This window comes from Pseudanabaena biceps PCC 7429, assembly GCF_000332215.1.
Taxonomy (GTDB): domain Bacteria; phylum Cyanobacteriota; class Cyanobacteriia; order Pseudanabaenales; family Pseudanabaenaceae; genus Pseudanabaena; species Pseudanabaena biceps.
Window position 1 is genome coordinate 1 of sequence record NZ_ALWB01000142.1, and the last position, 16,354, is coordinate 16,354.

10 protein-coding genes are annotated in these 16,354 nt (G+C 42.0%); 6 read left to right on the forward strand and 4 right to left on the reverse strand.

Going from position 1 to position 16,354, the window contains the following annotated elements:
• The first annotated feature begins 395 nt into the window (after positions 1 to 395).
• On the forward strand, positions 396 to 1,586 hold the full coding sequence (locus PSE7429_RS15240; protein WP_009628147.1) for a glycosyltransferase family 4 protein: 1,191 nt from the start codon (positions 396 to 398) through the stop codon (positions 1,584 to 1,586).
• A gap of 230 nt (positions 1,587 to 1,816) precedes the next feature.
• On the opposite strand, the gene metK is transcribed toward PSE7429_RS15240, so the two are convergent.
• Positions 1,817 to 3,052 carry a methionine adenosyltransferase gene (gene metK, locus PSE7429_RS15245; protein ID WP_009628149.1) on the reverse strand — a complete coding sequence of 412 codons (1,236 nt, stop codon included), beginning with the start codon at positions 3,050 to 3,052 and terminating at the stop codon, positions 1,817 to 1,819.
• Positions 3,053 to 3,553: 501 nt separating this feature from the next.
• Between metK and PSE7429_RS15250 the strand changes: the two genes are divergently transcribed.
• Together PSE7429_RS15250 and PSE7429_RS15255 are read left to right on the forward strand one after the other, a co-directional pair.
• Positions 3,554 to 4,030, forward strand: a complete 477-nt coding sequence (locus PSE7429_RS15250; protein WP_040688969.1) for a T3SS (YopN, CesT) and YbjN peptide-binding chaperone 1 — start codon at positions 3,554 to 3,556, stop codon at positions 4,028 to 4,030.
• Between the two features lie 130 nt (positions 4,031 to 4,160).
• Positions 4,161 to 5,327: a homocysteine biosynthesis protein gene (locus PSE7429_RS15255; RefSeq protein WP_009628151.1), complete on the forward strand. Its 1,167-nt coding sequence runs from the start codon at positions 4,161 to 4,163 to the stop codon at positions 5,325 to 5,327.
• 69 nt (positions 5,328 to 5,396) lie between these two features.
• On the opposite strand, the gene PSE7429_RS15260 is transcribed toward PSE7429_RS15255, so the two are convergent.
• Positions 5,397 to 6,629, reverse strand: a complete 1,233-nt coding sequence (locus tag PSE7429_RS15260) for a dicarboxylate/amino acid:cation symporter (protein ID WP_040688971.1) — start codon at positions 6,627 to 6,629, stop codon at positions 5,397 to 5,399.
• A gap of 551 nt (positions 6,630 to 7,180) precedes the next feature.
• Between PSE7429_RS15260 and PSE7429_RS15265 the strand changes: the two genes are divergently transcribed.
• Together PSE7429_RS15265 and PSE7429_RS15270 are read left to right on the forward strand one after the other, a co-directional pair.
• Positions 7,181 to 8,008, forward strand: a complete 828-nt coding sequence (locus tag PSE7429_RS15265; protein WP_009628153.1) for a fumarylacetoacetate hydrolase family protein — start codon at positions 7,181 to 7,183, stop codon at positions 8,006 to 8,008.
• A 366-nt stretch (positions 8,009 to 8,374) separates the two neighbouring features.
• Positions 8,375 to 9,190 (forward strand): COP23 domain-containing protein, encoded by an 816-nt coding sequence (locus PSE7429_RS15270; RefSeq protein ID WP_009628154.1) that lies wholly within the window; start codon positions 8,375 to 8,377, stop codon positions 9,188 to 9,190.
• Positions 9,191 to 9,416: 226 nt separating this feature from the next.
• Here PSE7429_RS15270 and PSE7429_RS15275 read toward each other — a convergent pair whose 3' ends face one another.
• Positions 9,417 to 10,619 (reverse strand): phosphoglycerate kinase, encoded by a 1,203-nt coding sequence (locus PSE7429_RS15275; protein WP_009628155.1) that lies wholly within the window; start codon positions 10,617 to 10,619, stop codon positions 9,417 to 9,419.
• A gap of 887 nt (positions 10,620 to 11,506) precedes the next feature.
• Between PSE7429_RS15275 and PSE7429_RS15280 the strand changes: the two genes are divergently transcribed.
• Positions 11,507 to 13,696 (forward strand): NACHT domain-containing protein, encoded by a 2,190-nt coding sequence (locus tag PSE7429_RS15280; RefSeq protein WP_009628156.1) that lies wholly within the window; start codon positions 11,507 to 11,509, stop codon positions 13,694 to 13,696.
• A gap of 136 nt (positions 13,697 to 13,832) precedes the next feature.
• Here PSE7429_RS15280 and PSE7429_RS15285 read toward each other — a convergent pair whose 3' ends face one another.
• Positions 13,833 to 15,800 (reverse strand): MASE1 domain-containing protein, encoded by a 1,968-nt coding sequence (locus tag PSE7429_RS15285; RefSeq protein ID WP_071590156.1) that lies wholly within the window; start codon positions 15,798 to 15,800, stop codon positions 13,833 to 13,835.
• Positions 15,801 to 16,354: the final 554 nt, after the last annotated feature.

Below are 16,354 nucleotides of genomic sequence, written 5' to 3' on the forward strand. Positions count from 1 at the left end.
CTTCGAGAAAGGGTTTGCGTAGCAAACCCTTTCTCGAAGCCCGTTTCAAATTATCCCGAACTCACGTTAATTATGCTGAGGTACTTAGTCATAATTAAAATCTAGAGCTAAAACCTGCGGCGCATGCTGCGCGTGCGCCACAGGTTTTAGGGGTTTATATTTAATTAAGCTCACTTACTTAGTTACTTAGATAGTTGCTATAGTTAAGTAAGCCTTATTACTTGCAGTACATTGCCTATGTGTTTGATAAACGTAAGCAAAGCAAAAATAAATCGCAGTCAGGTTTTAGATTTTACATTTTGCTTATGGTAGAAAACAAAGCAATGTATCTCTATATATGACTTGATTGTCGCCTTTATCAATCAAAATATTAATCAAAATATTACTTAAATATCATGCGTATTCTTGCTCTAGCTTGGGAGTTTCCACCACGCATCATTGGAGGAATCTCTCGTCATGTAGCAGAGCTGTATCCTGAAATCGTTAAACGCGGACATGAAGTTTATTTAATCACGGTCGCAGTTGAAAGCGAGCCTTTAGAAGCGATCGTTAATGGTATTCATGTGTATCGCGTTCCCGTTCAAGACGATAAAGACTTTTTTCAATGGGTTGGGCAGATGAATGCCCATATGTTGGACTTTGCGAGAGAGTTCTTGACAATTAATCCTATGGACTTAATTCATGCCCATGATTGGTTAGTTGAAGAGGCGGCGATCGCCCTAAATCATGAATTTGCAATTCCGCTTGTAACCACCATCCATGCCACCGAATATGGACGATGTAATGGAATTCATAATGATACTCAAAGATATATTCATCACAAAGAAATTTGCTTAACAAAGGCATCTCAGCGCATCATCGTCTGTTCCGAATATATGCGTGGTGAGTTGCAAAGGGCTTTAGATTGCCCGCCCGAAAAAACGGATGTGGTGTATAACGGCTTGAGTGTTGAACGTTGGCAAAATATTGCTGCCTATCGCCAGTTAGATCTCGGATCACTCCGATCAAAGTATGCCAAATCAGAAGAAGCGATCGTCTATTTTGTCGGACGCATCACCTATGAGAAAGGTATTTATATTTTGCTAAATGCCATGCCCAAGGTGCTTGCAGCAATGAACGACCAAGTCCGATTAGTAATTATTGGGACTGGCGATGCCTATTCAATTCTCCTACAACGTCAAGCTTGGGATCTTGGTATTTATCACAAAGTATTATTCACTGGGTTTATGGCAGATGAAGATTTTTGGGAATTCCAGAAAGTTGCCGATTGCGCCGTTTTTCCTAGTCTCTACGAGCCATTTGGGATCGTTGCCCTTGAGAGTTTTGCCGCCAAAATCCCCCTCGTGGTTTCTGATACGGGGGGGTTACCTGAAGTTGTCCGCCATCAGATTACAGGGATAGTCACAAGGGTCAATGACGCTAATTCTGTAGCTGACGGAATTATTGAAATTTTGCGAAATCCAGACTATGCAAATACCCTAGCAAATAACGCTCAGGCTGAACTTAAGGAAAGATTTGCATGGGACAACCTCGCCAAACAAACTGAAGCAGTGTTCCTAAAAGCCAAGCCTTCAGGATCGTTATGATTCCGCTCATTCTCAGACATCTTCCCTTTATCTTTAAAACCCTAAAGATAATTGGCGGCGCAAAGCGCCGCCAATTATCTTTAGGGTTTTATGGCGTAGCCATTTCTTAACTTGACTTAGGACAAATCAAACCCCAAGAATTAACTGGCGGTGCTTAGCACCACCAGTTAATTCTTGGGGTTTATGTCCCAGTACAATTGGCGACAGCTATATACTCTTGTTATGTAAAATTAGGCGTTCTTTTTCAAGATTTCCACTTTATCAAGACGCTCCCATGGCAGATCGAGATCATTGCGTCCCAAATGACCATAAGCTGCCACATCCTGATAAAAGCGCCCCTTGCGATCGCCAGGCAAATTTTGTAAATCAAAATTTTTGATAATTGCCGCAGGGCGTAAATCAAAATGATCCTTGACTAGGCGGAGTAAAGTCTCTTCATCGACTTTGCCAGTACCAAAGGTATCAATGTGCATACTGGTAGGACGGGCTACACCGATCGCATAGCTAATTTGTAATTCACATTTGCTAGCCAGCCCTGCCGCTACAATATTCTTAGCCGCATGACGCGCAGCATAGGCTGCACTGCGATCGACCTTTGTCGGATCTTTACCCGAAAAAGCACCGCCACCATGACGTGCATAACCACCATAAGTATCGACAATAATTTTGCGACCAGTTAGACCTGAGTCACCTTGAGGACCACCAATCACAAACTTGCCCGTAGGATTTACTAAGTAGCGAGTTTGTTCGCTAGGTTTGACCGTATCGGCAAAGCTAGGTAAAACTACATGCGTCCAGAGATCGGCTTTAATTTTTTCCTGTACCTTAGATTCATCGCTAATGCCATCAATCGCGGCATCATGTTGGGTAGAAATCAGGATCGTGTCGATCGCCACGGGTTTATTATCTTCATAAACCACGGTGACTTGGGTTTTGCCATCGGGACGTAAATAGGGCAGAGTGCCATTTTTGCGGACTACCGATAACTGACGGGCTAAACGGTGAGCAATGGCGATCGGCATGGGCATAAACTCAGGGGTTTCATCGCAAGCAAACCCAAACATGATCCCTTGATCGCCAGCTCCAACCGCTTCTAGAGCCGCATCTTCTTCTTCGCCAGTGCGGGCTTCGAGGGCAACATTTACGCCTTGGGCAATGTCTGGAGACTGTTCGTCAAGTGCGACCATTACCGCACAGCTATTGGCGGAAAACCCATTGTCAGCATTGATATAACCAATTTCAGCAATTTTTTTACGAGCAATATCGACGTAATTGACATGCGCTTTAGTTGTGATTTCCCCAGTGATCAAGACCAGACCTGTGTTTACCACAACCTCGGCAGCGACACGCGATCGCGGATCTTGAGCCAATAAGGTATCGAGAATCGTATCGGAAATTTGATCGCAGATTTTATCGGGATGACCTTCCGTAACTGATTCAGATGTAAATAAAAAGCGACTAGCCAACTATGTTTCCTCCTAAACGCAAGAAGTAATAAGGCAAATTTTTGGTATCTCTTAAGATTTATCCATCATAGTACAAGGTGTTAATGTACAAAGTGTTAGGGAGGACGTTATTTATTTTCACTGGTTTAATTGCCGTTAAGCTACCGCAAATTTCGATTTATCTTAGTTCGAGTTAATAGAGCTAAGTAGTTCAGCATAATTAAAAACCAAAACCAGAGAGCGTACCGCCCGCATAGCGGGCGGTACGCTCTCTGGTTTTACTTAGCTACTATATTCAATTAAGTCAGGACATCAAACCAAATAGAGAGTTGCGGCGCGAAGCGCCGCAACTCTCTATTTGGTTTGATTTTTGTCCTAACATTACTGACTATAGCTATATTTCTAAAACCCTATGAAAATGTGGCTGTGTATGGGTATAGTCTGATCAATCTATGATCAATCTAATTGTTACTATTGATTGCCAAACTCACACAGTTTTCTACACTTTTGGAGGCAAATAACTTGAAATTTCAAACTGCTGCTCAAGAAGCCTGCTATGAAAAAGTAGTAACTTGGATGCAAGAGATATTTGGGAAATGCCCCTGTGCACGTCAAGATATTCCAGGCTTAGGCGTATTTATGGGATCGGCGCTTGTAGAGGTTTTGATTTTCCCTTGGGATGAAGATGATGCCGTGATTAATACGCGATCGTATGTAGTAGTTGGTGCTGCATTAACACCAGACCTGATACGTTATTTGCTGGAAGAAAATGCCAAAATGATTTTTGGGGCTTTTGGGATCTCTCCAGACAATGAAATTCTCTTTGAACATTCGATTGTAGGCTCTACCTGTGACATAAAAGAATTAGAAGCCTCGGTAAAAGCCGTAATGGAAATAGCTGATGAGTATGACGATAAAATTGTTCAACGATGGGGCGGCAAACGAGCCTTAGATCGCATCCATGCGGGTAAGCTATCAATTAATGGCTGGTCTTTGTAAGTAGCTAGGCAGAATTAAAGGATTGCTATTTTTTGAAAGTGTTGCAAAGCAGCACTTTCAAAAAATATATTGAATTTTAATGGAGCGTAAAGCGTTATATTGCTAGATAACTGCCATATAGCAAAGTCCTATGTCCCAAACGATCGCTGATATTAACGCCAAAATCAAAGCTGGTAAAGCTAAAGTACTCACTGCTACCGAGCTCAAATCCCTCGTTGTAGATATCGGTGTTACTCAAGCTGCTAAACAGGTGGATGTGATCGTTACTGGTACATTTGAGCCGATGGAGTCATCGGGAGCAATTCTTAATTTGGGGCATACCGATCCCCCAATTAAGATTCGGACTTGTTGGATTGATGGCGTGCCTGCCTACGCAGGGTTTGGTGCGGTCGATATCTATTTAGGAGCAACCCAAGAAGCTGATCCTAGCGACGAATCTCCTCAATATCGCGGTGGTGGACATGCGATTGCCGATCTGATTGCTGGCAAAACATTAACCTTTAAAGCGATCGGACATCCCAATGATTGCTATCCGCGAGCTAATTTTGAAACCACGATTACGAAAGAATCGATCAATCAGTTCTATCTATTTAATCCTCGCAATCTTTATCAAAACTTTATTGTGGGGGTTAATGGAGGAGAAGAGACTCTATATACCTATCTAGGTCCTCTTCAGCCCCGTTTGGGGAATGCGGTTTATTCCAATCCTGGAGCAATCTCGCCATTATGGAACGATCCAGATTTGCAGCTAATTGGTATTGGTACGCGCATATTTATGGGTGGAGGTATCGGCTATGTTGCATGGGAAGGAACCCAACATTTCCCATTACAAAAGCGCTTAGAGAACCGCACTCCCATAGGACCTGCGGCAACTCTAGCTCTGATTGGCGATGCCAAACAAATGACTGCGGAATGGGTGCGCGGTTGCTACTTTCGTAATTATGGTGCATCCTTAATGATGGGCGTTGCCGTTCCCCTTCCTGTAATTAATGAAGAAGTGGTCGCTAGAGCCGCAGTACTTGACGAAGAGTTGGTTGCGCCAGTAATAGACTTCTCTATTCCTCGGCGAGTGCGTCCAATTTTTGGTTCGGTTTCCTACGCGCAACTCAAGTCGGGCAAAATCACGATCGCTGGTTCTACGGTGCGTACTGCACCACTTGCCAGTTTACATCTATCGGAAGAAGCGGCTAAAACCCTCAAAGATTGGATTCTAAAAGCAGAATTTACGCTCACTGAACCCGTGGCGATGTTGCCTTGCGATCGCGCTTTTTTACCGCAAGATGTCCGTGGTTTCTAGCTTGTAAATTTAGAATAACAACAAAGCCTATGCCAAACGCTGCGCGTTTGGCATAGGTTCTGTTGTTATTTATCTGGCAGGTATTTGTTCTACTTCAGGTAATTGCTCCGCCTCCCAATGGCTCAGGATGATAGCGTTTACACTATTACCAATAATATTCACGACAGTCTTTAACCCATCGGTGAGGCGATCGATACCCGCAACCAAGGCGATCGCTTCTAGGGGCAGTCCTGACGCTGATAGTACGGTTGCCATAGTGATCAGTGCCGAACCTGGAACGCCTGGAGTACTAAAGGAAACAAGTAAACTACTAACGGCGATCGCCATTAACAGCGATGGAGTCAAAGGTACTTGATAAATCTGGGCGACAAATAAAGCGTTAAAACCTTGTAAAATCGCTGCACCATCACGTTTTAGGGCAGTTCCTAGAGGAATAGCAAAGCTGGCAATTTCCTCCCGCAAACCATAATTTTCTTGAATATTTTGTAATACAACGGGCAAAGCAGCATTAGAACTAGCCGTCCCAAAAGCGAGAGCGATCGCTTCTGAGAGACTGCGAAGAAATCTTATAGGATCGGCTTTTAGCAAAAACAAGATCGACATATCGAGGCAGAGCATTATCGAAGAAGCAATTACTAATCCCAAAACATAGAACAATAATTTGGCAACTAATTCTAAACCTTGGGTGGCGATCGTCGAACTCATCAGCGCAAAAACGCCCAGAGGAGCCACATACAAGATTACCGATAGAGTCCTTTCGCTAATGTGATAAATGCTTTCAATCAATTCTACAAAGGGTTTGGCTTTCTCCTTAGCAATTTGGATCCCAATTCCCAATAGTACTGCGGAAAAGATAATTTGCAAGAGATTACCAGTACTAAGAGCTTCTAAAGGATTTACAGGAATTAAACTCACGAGCCAAGATATGAGTGAAGGGGATTCCGCCAGATTAATATCTGCGGATAGGGAAAAACCCGTCACACCGCTGCCAGGCTGAATTATGTAGGCAGTCCCCATACCCACTCCCAGAGCGATCGAGCTAGTCACTATATAACTGGTCATCAACTTGACTGTATATCTACCCACTTGACCAGCCCCTTGAATTCGGGTTAAACCCATAATTAAAGAGGAAAAAACAATGGGAACAACTACAAACTGAATCAGCCTTAAGAAAGACTCACCGACTGGAGCTAAAAAAACTTGGTTAATTAGTTCGATATTCTCAGGAAAAGTCGTATTCAGTAAAGTTCCAAACGCAACTCCAGCTACCAGCGAAATTAAAATAAATGTTGATAGATTCATATTTCCAATTACTAATTTAAAAACTACCACCATATCTGAGTCTTGCTAAGGCTTGCTAAGTAGCTAGGTGCAGCTAAATCTAAAATCTAAAATTCCAAAAGCTGTAGTGTTTGCTGCGCAGGCGCTACAGTTTTTAAATCTAGGTTTTAATTATGCCCAGCTATTTACCCAGCTATTTACTAAGTAGCGTTAGTAAACTTAAAACCTAGGAGTATATGCCGCTTAGTAGACGGAACAGGCTCTAGCTTCGGGTTGTAACTATGCTGAACTACTTAAGTAATTTTCAAGTCAGCGAGTTGCAGATGGTTGTTTCCTCACCGAATACAGGAAAACAATCCCGTACTTCACGGCGGTATAGCTCAAATTAACTCAGTGAGCATCAAAAGAAAGTCCAAAATGAACTGCGATCGCCACTAACTCGCCGCTAACTTCACAAGAACTTTAAGCAAGAATGGACTGACTCTCCTTTCTAGGCTTATGATGGCGATTGCTATATAATCAAGTTTGCTAGATTTCCCCTTATTAATGTTTAGATACGAAAAAAAGATGTTATGGCGGAGCGTTATGTTCGCGTAAAAACTTCCCAAGGAAAAGTTTATTACGGGCTGTTAGAGTTGAACCAATCTGTCAAGATCCTCAGTGCAGCACCTTGGCTGGGAGGGGAGCCAAATGGTGATTTACTTGCTCCAGATACCTACCAACTCTTAGCTCCCTGTGAACCGAGCAAGATTGTAGCTGTTGGTAAAAATTATTCTGCTCATGCTGCTGAGATGGGTGGTGAAGTGCCGAAAGAACCAATCCTATTTTTAAAGCCAACTACAACTTTAATCGATCCTGAAGGAGAAATAACCCTGCCACCACAGTCGAATCGGGTGGAATATGAAGGCGAGTTGGCAATGGTAATCGGTTCTCATTGTTTTAATCTGACTCCCAAACAAGCGATCGCTGCCATTTGGGGCTACACCATTGCCAATGATGTCACCGCAAGAGATTTACAAAGAAAGGACAGCCAATGGACTAGGGGAAAAGGGTTTGATACCTTTTGTCCATTGGGACCTTGGATCGTGCGTGAAATCAGTCCCACGGCGATGCTACAAACCTTTGTCAATGACTTTAAGAAGCCTTTCCAGTCCGCCTCTATCGAGGAAATGGTGTTTTCTCCCGACTACATCGTGTCCTACATTAGCCAGATTATGACTTTGCTTCCAGGAGATATTATCCTGACGGGGACACCCGAAGGGGTAGGTCCCATGGAGGCAGGCGATCGCATTTATATCGAAATTGAGGGCATTGGTAAACTGCAAAATACGGTAATTTTGCGATCGCCCTTACCATCAGATAAAGAGTCAGATGAAGAAACCGAAGAAATCGATAAGTAAAAAAAGTACCGCAAAAAATTGCCGTGCATATTGCGGCAATTTTTTTGCTTGCAGGGGAACTTATTGCTATCTTTTGCGGTCATAGGTCGATAGCAATCTCTGTTAATAAATGGCTAAGCCATTTATTAACTTGAAAACCCTTACTAGGTTTACTTTTTAATTCACAAAAGTTTTGTCACACTTTCGTGAATTGGTATAAATCATTTAGGTATTAATTAGTTCAGCATAATTAAAAACCAAAAACAGAGAGCGTACCGCCCGCTAAGCGGGCGGTACGCTCTTCTAGGTCTTACTAGGCAGCAAAATTCTGGGGGAAAGTTCGATCTGCTTATCAATCTTTATATACTCGCTAATCCCACTAATCCTATGAATTACCTATCTCGCACCACAACGCAATTTCTCAAAAAACAGATCAGCTATCTAGCGATCGCCTTAACTTTGCCCCTTGCGGCAATGCCCAGCTTTGCGCAGATCGTTCCCGTTGAGACTAACCCTAACTCAAACCCTTCGACAATTCCCTCTGATAAACCTAACGACAAAGCTGCCAATCCTTCGGATAACAAAACGGCTCGTTTTAGTTGTCAAATGCGAGAAGGTCAATACATCGTTGTCTATCAACCTAAGAGCCAACCTCAAAAATATTTCCCTTGGGCTGCGCCTGCGGCGATGGGTGATGGCTGGTCTCCCGAACGTCGTTGCAACGAAATCAGCCGTCGTCTCGAACTATACCGTCCCGATGGTTTGGTAGAAATGCGTACTAGCACTGAAAATGGCTATAACGTAGTCTGTGCTACTACCGATAAAAATTCTGCATGTCGCATCGTGTTCACCGTACCTAACGGGCAAGATCCGATCGCTACTCGCGATAAGGTCTTCGGAAATCTTGCTACGGCTGATAACGGTCAGCAAACTACCGCAGTCAATACCTATAGAGGACGCGATCGCTCTTTAGGTGACCTAAGCAGCGATCTGGGTTTAGGCATTGATTTGTCGGGAATCAATAGCGTACTTGGTTCTGTCCTGTCACCAAACCGCTCTGCCTCTAATACTCCTACTAATTTGCGCGGTGGCAACCTTTACCTAAAACCATTCCTCGATCCTAGTGATGGTGGTACTGGTAACTTTGCAAACAGTGGCTTTAATAGCGGCGGTAGAAGACTCAATCCTGATAATTTCCGTTAATACCAATTCCCAAAATGGCAACGCCATTTTGGGAATCTCAAAACCTTATTGGGTTTGCTTTTTAATTCACTTTTAATTCACTGAAGTGTTGGCTCACTTCAGTGAATTGGTATAACAAATGATTTGCAACCCGACAAAGTTAAACTCATAAACTTGAAAGTGTTACTAAGCAACACTTTCAAGTTTCCAGAAGATTCTTAGATTGAAAATCGCTGTAGGAGCTTTATTAAGCTTCGTTCAAAGCAGCAATACCAGGAAGGACTTTGCCTTCGAGCAATTCTAAGCTTGCACCACCACCAGTGGAGATGTGGCTCATCTTATCGGCAACACCAACCTTCTCAACAGCAGCTACGGAGTCACCACCACCGATGATGGTGATTGTGCCTTTTTCTGTCAAGCCAGCGAGAGTATGGGCGATCGCCTCAGTCCCAACGGCAAATTTATCAAATTCAAATACGCCCATAGGACCATTCCAGATTACTGACTTCACATCAGCAAGCGCTTCTTGGAATACCTTTACGGAGTCGGGACCAATATCTAAGCCCAACCAACCATCAGGAATATTTTCGACACTAACGGTCTGAGCATTAGCATCAGGGCTGAATTTATCGGCAATCACCACATCTGTAGGTAGCAATAGCTTGACACCACGTTCCTTAGCCTTTGCTTCCAAAGAACGAGCCAAGTCTAGTTTGTCTTCTTCTACAAGGGAGTTGCCGACACTCAAGCCACGAGCTTTGTAGAAAGTAAAAATCATACCGCCGCCGATGAGCAGTACATCAACCTTATCAAGCAAGGTTTCGATCACACCGATCTTGCTGGAAACCTTGGAGCCGCCAACGATCGCAGCGAGAGGACGCTGAGGGTTGTCGATCGCACCACTGAGATATTGCAATTCTTTGTCGAGCAAGAAACCAGCAACGGAGGTACTGATGTACTTAGTTACGCCTTCAGTGGAAGCATGGGCGCGGTGAGCAGTACCGAAAGCATCATTTACATAAATATCAGCTAAGGAAGCTAACTTTTTGGCAAATTCAGGATCGTTCTTTTCTTCTTCAGGATAGAAACGAACGTTTTCTAGCAAAGCGACATCACCATTATTCAGGGCATTTACTTGTGCTGCAACCGCATCGCCAATGCAGTCATCGGTTTTGACCACGGGCTTACCAAGCAATTCAGACAAACGGACTGCAACAGGATTAAGACGAAGACTTTCGGTAACACCCTTAGGTCTGCCGAAGTGACTGGTGAGGATTACGCGAGCGCCAGCTTCAGTCAAGTATTTAATAGTTGGCAGAGCCGCACGAATACGGGTATCGTCGGTAATTTTGCCAGCTTCATCTTGAGGAACGTTGAAATCAACTCTTACTAATACTTTTTTGCCTGCCAAGTCAGCAGAGGTCAAGCTTGCTAGATTCTTTTTTGCCATAAAAATTTAAGTTTTCAGTATATAAAATTGCTTTTTTACAAAGTCTTAATAATTTTACACAAATCTGTCCCCATCAACCTAATCATGAGTAAAAATACTTAGCGCCCAAAAAGATGATTATTTTATAAAAAATACTTGCGTGGCAATTTAAGGGCTCCACGTATAGCTGACAAAAATCAAACCCCATAGAGAGTTGCGGCGCGAAGCGCCGCAACTCTCTATGGGGTTTGATTTTTGTCCTAACATTACTGACTATAGCTATATAACGATGGCTGCGCGAAGTTGAAGCTTCTCTCAACTTGTTTAGGATTACTATAAACTATTCAGAAACTATTCAGGATTGCTGGATTTTGATATTACTTATTAAGTAGCTGGCTAAAATTAAGAGATAGTGTCAAAACCTGTGGTGCAGGATACCTAAGAACTACATTTTTTAGATCTTATATTTATCTTATATTTAATCTTATATTTAATCTTATATTTAACTGTGCCTAGCTAATGAGTGCAGAAATCATATTTTTCAGTAAACAATTGCTTAGATTTGAGAAGTGATTGTCTCTATTGGGATAGGAAAAATAATTTTAGCGATCGCAGCATAATCACTGCCAATGATTTATAGTGCTGGAATTCTATATGATACTACCATCTTCAATAATTCCAGAAAGAGACTCGCATCAATTATTTAATTTCACAAATAAAATAGGATTGCTATACAATATTTATAATGAATCATAAATATTACAAATAAATACTGTAAATATTTGCGGGTATAGATGGGAATAGGCTAAAAACTGCTACACAGGGGGTCAATGGCTTGCTCGGGTTAAATAATTATTGAGTGTCTTTTAATTGAGTGTCCTTTAGCTGTTATTTGGGAATGTTTGAGAATGGCAATAGAAACAAAACAAGAATATGGCATTCGTGAATTAGTCAAAAGAGTTGAAGCGATATTATCAGGGTTTGCTGAAAGGATAAGCGATCGTGGCTGTAGCTATGATCGTGCATATCTTGACCATGCTATTTCTAAGGCAATTCTGCGTTATATCAAAAGCTATGCCGAATCCCATACCTCCATCCAATTGATTGGGACACATCAGCCCACCTCTTTAGCTTCAATTTACATATCACAGAAGTTCTGCGCTTACACTTCGATTCGTAGTTTTGAGTCGGTAGACGATATGGAGGAATCCTTTACTCGCGCTCTTCAACGCAGTGCTTATTGTAAAGGCAATAATCTATTGGGGTTAAACCTTGCGAATGAAGAGGAATACTTGATGGTTTTGGGACTTCCTGCTGCTGGCAAGACCACTTTTTTAAAATACATTGGGTCTGAGGCTTTGCGTTATCCCAAGAGCCGATACAAATACGATCTCTTGCCTGTTTTTTTACCAATGCGAAGGTTTTGCTGCAATACCGATACGTTGTTGTTAGCGATCGCCGAAGAGTTTGAAAGATGTGGATTTCCTGAGCCACAGGAACTAGCGGTCTGGATGTTAGAGCGAGGAGAATTACTGATTTTGATTGATGGTTTAAACGAATCGGTTCTATCGCATAAACAACTATCCCATCTTGTCACTGAGTTTGTCAGCACTTATCCGCGCAATCGTTATATTGTTTCTAGTCGGTTAAATTGCTACGAGAATAGCCTCGGTCAGTTCCTAGAGGTCGAACTTCTGCCTTGGGGAGATCTCCACGTTCAGGAATATATCCATAAGTGGTGTACCGTTAATCAAATAGGAATAAATGGGCTGACTCAAGACGCGCGGCAGGATGCGGCAGACGATCCTGCATCCGAAGCAGCCCAAAGATGCTGGAAACTTCTGCAAATCAATGACATCGCCAGAGAGTTGGCTAAATCACCCTTGAGTCTATCGCTACTCTGTCTATTATTATGCGATCGCCGATATAGCATTCCTAGTAATGTCAGCGGACTTTACAAAAAAAGCATCAATCTCATCTTAGAAGAACAAGTAATCAAACAGCATCTCAACTGTACGGAAGTAGTTAATAACCTGAGCACGGACATCTTAGAGCTGATATTAATCGATATAGCTTACCGAGGATTTGAAAAGCATCAACTGGAGTTCACCTTGGAGGTAATAACTAATTATCTACAGGACTTACTGGGTAACTATTTGCAAAAATTTCAAGAATTATCTATCCCCATGATATTAGAAGTCTTTCAGCAATTGGGAATCTGTAAAATCATTAATTCTACTGATGGAATGGTCTTTACCTTTAGTCATATTGCTTTTCAAGAATACTTTGTAGCCTTGTATGTATATCGGCATCACAAAACTAAATCCTTAGTTACTCATCATTTAAGCGATCGCCATTGGCAGAATGTTTTTCTTTTTCTCGCAGGAATGAGCAATGGCAATGTGGAAGAGCTGTTGTTAGATATGGAAGCTCAAATTACCACCTATATTAATCAACCAAAGCTAAATAAACTGTTGGTCTGGTTGGAGAGATCCGCTGCCTACGCAACAGGAGACTTCAAAGATGTATCAAAGCGAATTATCGCTTTATTTGTGGCACGTCCTCGCTTTTTAACTAAGCTGGCACCTGCGCTAAGTTTAATGAGAGTGCTGACGATCGCAAGGAAACTCTATGAAATGTTTGATGCATCCCTAGATTTCGACAGGGTTTTTGAAGCAGAACTTTCTCTAAGTCTTTCTCATGCCCTTGATTTTGATAGTGTAACGGAAATAAATTTAGCAAGCCAACTGTGCAATCAGCTCGAACAAGCCTTAGTTTCGGTTGAATTTGATTCGGGACAAATTAACTTTCAGAACTTGCGCTCTAAATTAGATACTTTATATGCTCAAGCTCCTAATTATGAGCAATCTATAGAAGTGCGCGAACAGTTTCGCAGCCAAATTAGCCATACTTGGGCGCAAACTCTTTATCTACCTTTAGATTCCAATCATCTTTCCTTACTGGAAATTGAAAATTTAGAGAATTATCTCTACGCAAATTTGTTGATGGTGCAGTGCAAAAATGCAGCGATCGCTATTTCACCAGTAACTTGGAATAAAATTGAATCGAGAATATTTAGAGTCGCTCACAAGTCATAACTTATCTCAATTACACCCATTTCCGCTGAACCACAAGGGAATTTTTGAAAGCGTTGCTTCGCAACGCTTTCAAAAATTTCCTTGGTTTGGGTTTGAGCGCAAAGCACTGTAAGTTTTAAGATAGCAAATCGGATAATTAAAATCTTGGGTTTTTGACGGGGATTTGGATGAGGAATTTACTTCCCTGAGACTGATTGGAGTCAACCCAAATTTTGCCACCATGCTTTTCCGTCACAATCTGATAGCTAATCGCCAACCCCAAGCCAGTTCCTTTGCCCACGGTTTTGGTGGTAAAAAATGGATCGAATATCTTAGAGCGAATCTCTTCGGGAATACCAATGCCATTGTCGGAAATAGCGATCGCGATTTGGTTATTATCAATTTGACGCGAATGAATCCAGATAGTATTCGGTTTGTTAGAAATCTCTGGAAATGAATAGCCTTGATTGCTGGCTTCGAGGGCATCGATCGCATTTGTCAAAAGATTCATAAATACTTGATTGAGAGAACCTGCATCACATTCAATTAGAGGTAATGTACCGTAATCCTTGAGCACCTGAATGGCAGGACGCTTTTCTGTGGCGTTCAGTCGATGTTGCAAAATCACTAAAGTGCTGTCAATTCCTTGATGAATATCTACTGTTTTTAATTCTGCCTCATCCAAGCGCGAAAAACTCCGTAAGGATAACACGATCGCCCGAATGCGATCGGTTCCAATTTTCATGGACTGAAGCATTTTACTCAGATCCTCCTGTAAAAAGTTTAACTCCAGATCTGCTAGTTCGGTATCGAGGGATTCAGGTGGATTCGGATAGTGTTTTTGGTAAACTTTTAAAGCAGTTAATAAACCTTGAATATACTCGGAAACATGGGATAGATTCCCATGAATAAAACTAACTGGATTATTAATTTCATGGGCAATTCCAGCGACCATCTGCCCCAAAGCCGACATTTTCTCACTCTGAAACATTTGTAGTTGGGTTTGCTTCAGGGTCTGTAGCGTTTGGTTTAGCGTTGAATTCTTTTTGTGCAACTCTTCTGTTCTCTCCTGTACGCGAAATTCCAGATTTTCATTACTGCGAGCCAGTTCTGCAAAGGCTAAGCGCAATTTCATTTCAGCATTCGCGCGTTCGGAGATAGTTGCGGTCAGTATGAGAATGGTGAAGGTAATTACGCCAATAAAGGATTGCAGTTGCATTAAAGACTGATTGATATCTAGCGCTGCAAAGGCTCCCTTGCCATTAACGGTGGCAACCACAGCGATCGCGGCAACCACAAATGTTAAAAGGGTTGCCCCAAACTGTCCCAGTCGAAAGGTAGCCCATAATAAAATAGGGATTAATAAATACTCCAAGTGATAGCCATCGCCAAAGGCAATTTTGCCAATGAGAATGACCAAAATTAGCAGAATTAAAGGTTCTACGATCGCCTTGAATCTTAAAAACCATAATCTCTTTGCCGAGGGCTGCATAATTGGCGAGTCGAGATCGCGATCGGGTTCGATAAATAACCACGGCAAGTTGGGATAGTGATTGGTTTGGATCCACCTTCCACAACTAAGTAGAATGGGAGTCACGATAAAAATTCCTGAAATGTTAGAAATCCACCAAGTTAACCAAACCGAGCTATAGCTCGCCCAAGCTAGCTTATTACTTAATACTAGGCAAAGTACGCCAACCGTGGCATTGATGATCGGAGAAATCGCGCCAGTTAAAAATAGAAACTTGAATACATCGGTAATCCTTTCTAAGGGATAGCGATATTTTGTCGATCTTCGCAGTAGAAAGGCTCCTAGTAGAGTTCCCAAAGTTGTACCGATCGCAATTCCGACTACGGGGATGCTGGAAGTGATGAGCGATAGAATATTGGTGGCATCGCGGAATGCCCAGAAGTTAGCAAGAAATGAACCTAAAAAAACACCATACCCAATCCAGTTGCCAAATAAGAGAACTGCACCCACGGCAATACCATCGGGAGGCCAGACTGGTGTTACAGACTGGGGCGTAGAGGCAAGGTTACGCGCAATTTCCGCCGTGCCATAATAGGCGATCGCTAAAATGAGGATGCTGACTAGTTGTTTTTTGTATAGGTAAATAGAGTAAATAGAGGGATTTTTTGCTGAACCATTGTTTTTTACTGACTGTTGACATCAATATTGTTTTCTAAATCGTTTTGAAACTTAGATAGCTCCCCCTAAATACCCCATATATCTGATATCAACTAGATGCAAAAATCGATGTAATGCTCTAAATTAATCCTCTAAATCGGTCGGAATAGGAAGCTTAAAGCAATATGGACATAAAATACCGCAAAATACACTGGATGTCAGTAAAATGACATACTCGTAATTTAAACTTAACTTAAATAATACATTATTTAATATATATCCTATATATAACTCTTTTGTGTTTTATATTAGTGGTTTTTATGGGTTATTTTCTAACTTTTTGATTAAAGTTTTTTTAGGGGCTTAGCTTAAATTTGCGATCGCGGCTATGATTAACCTCAGAAAATGTCTTTTGTCCGATTAATTACGGCTCCCACCGCAGAGCCCACCGAAGTAAATCAATCTTATGGTTGGATAAAATAATCATTAAGTAAGTGGGCTTAATTAAATTTAAAACCCTAAAACCTGCGGCGCACGCGCCGCGTGCGCCG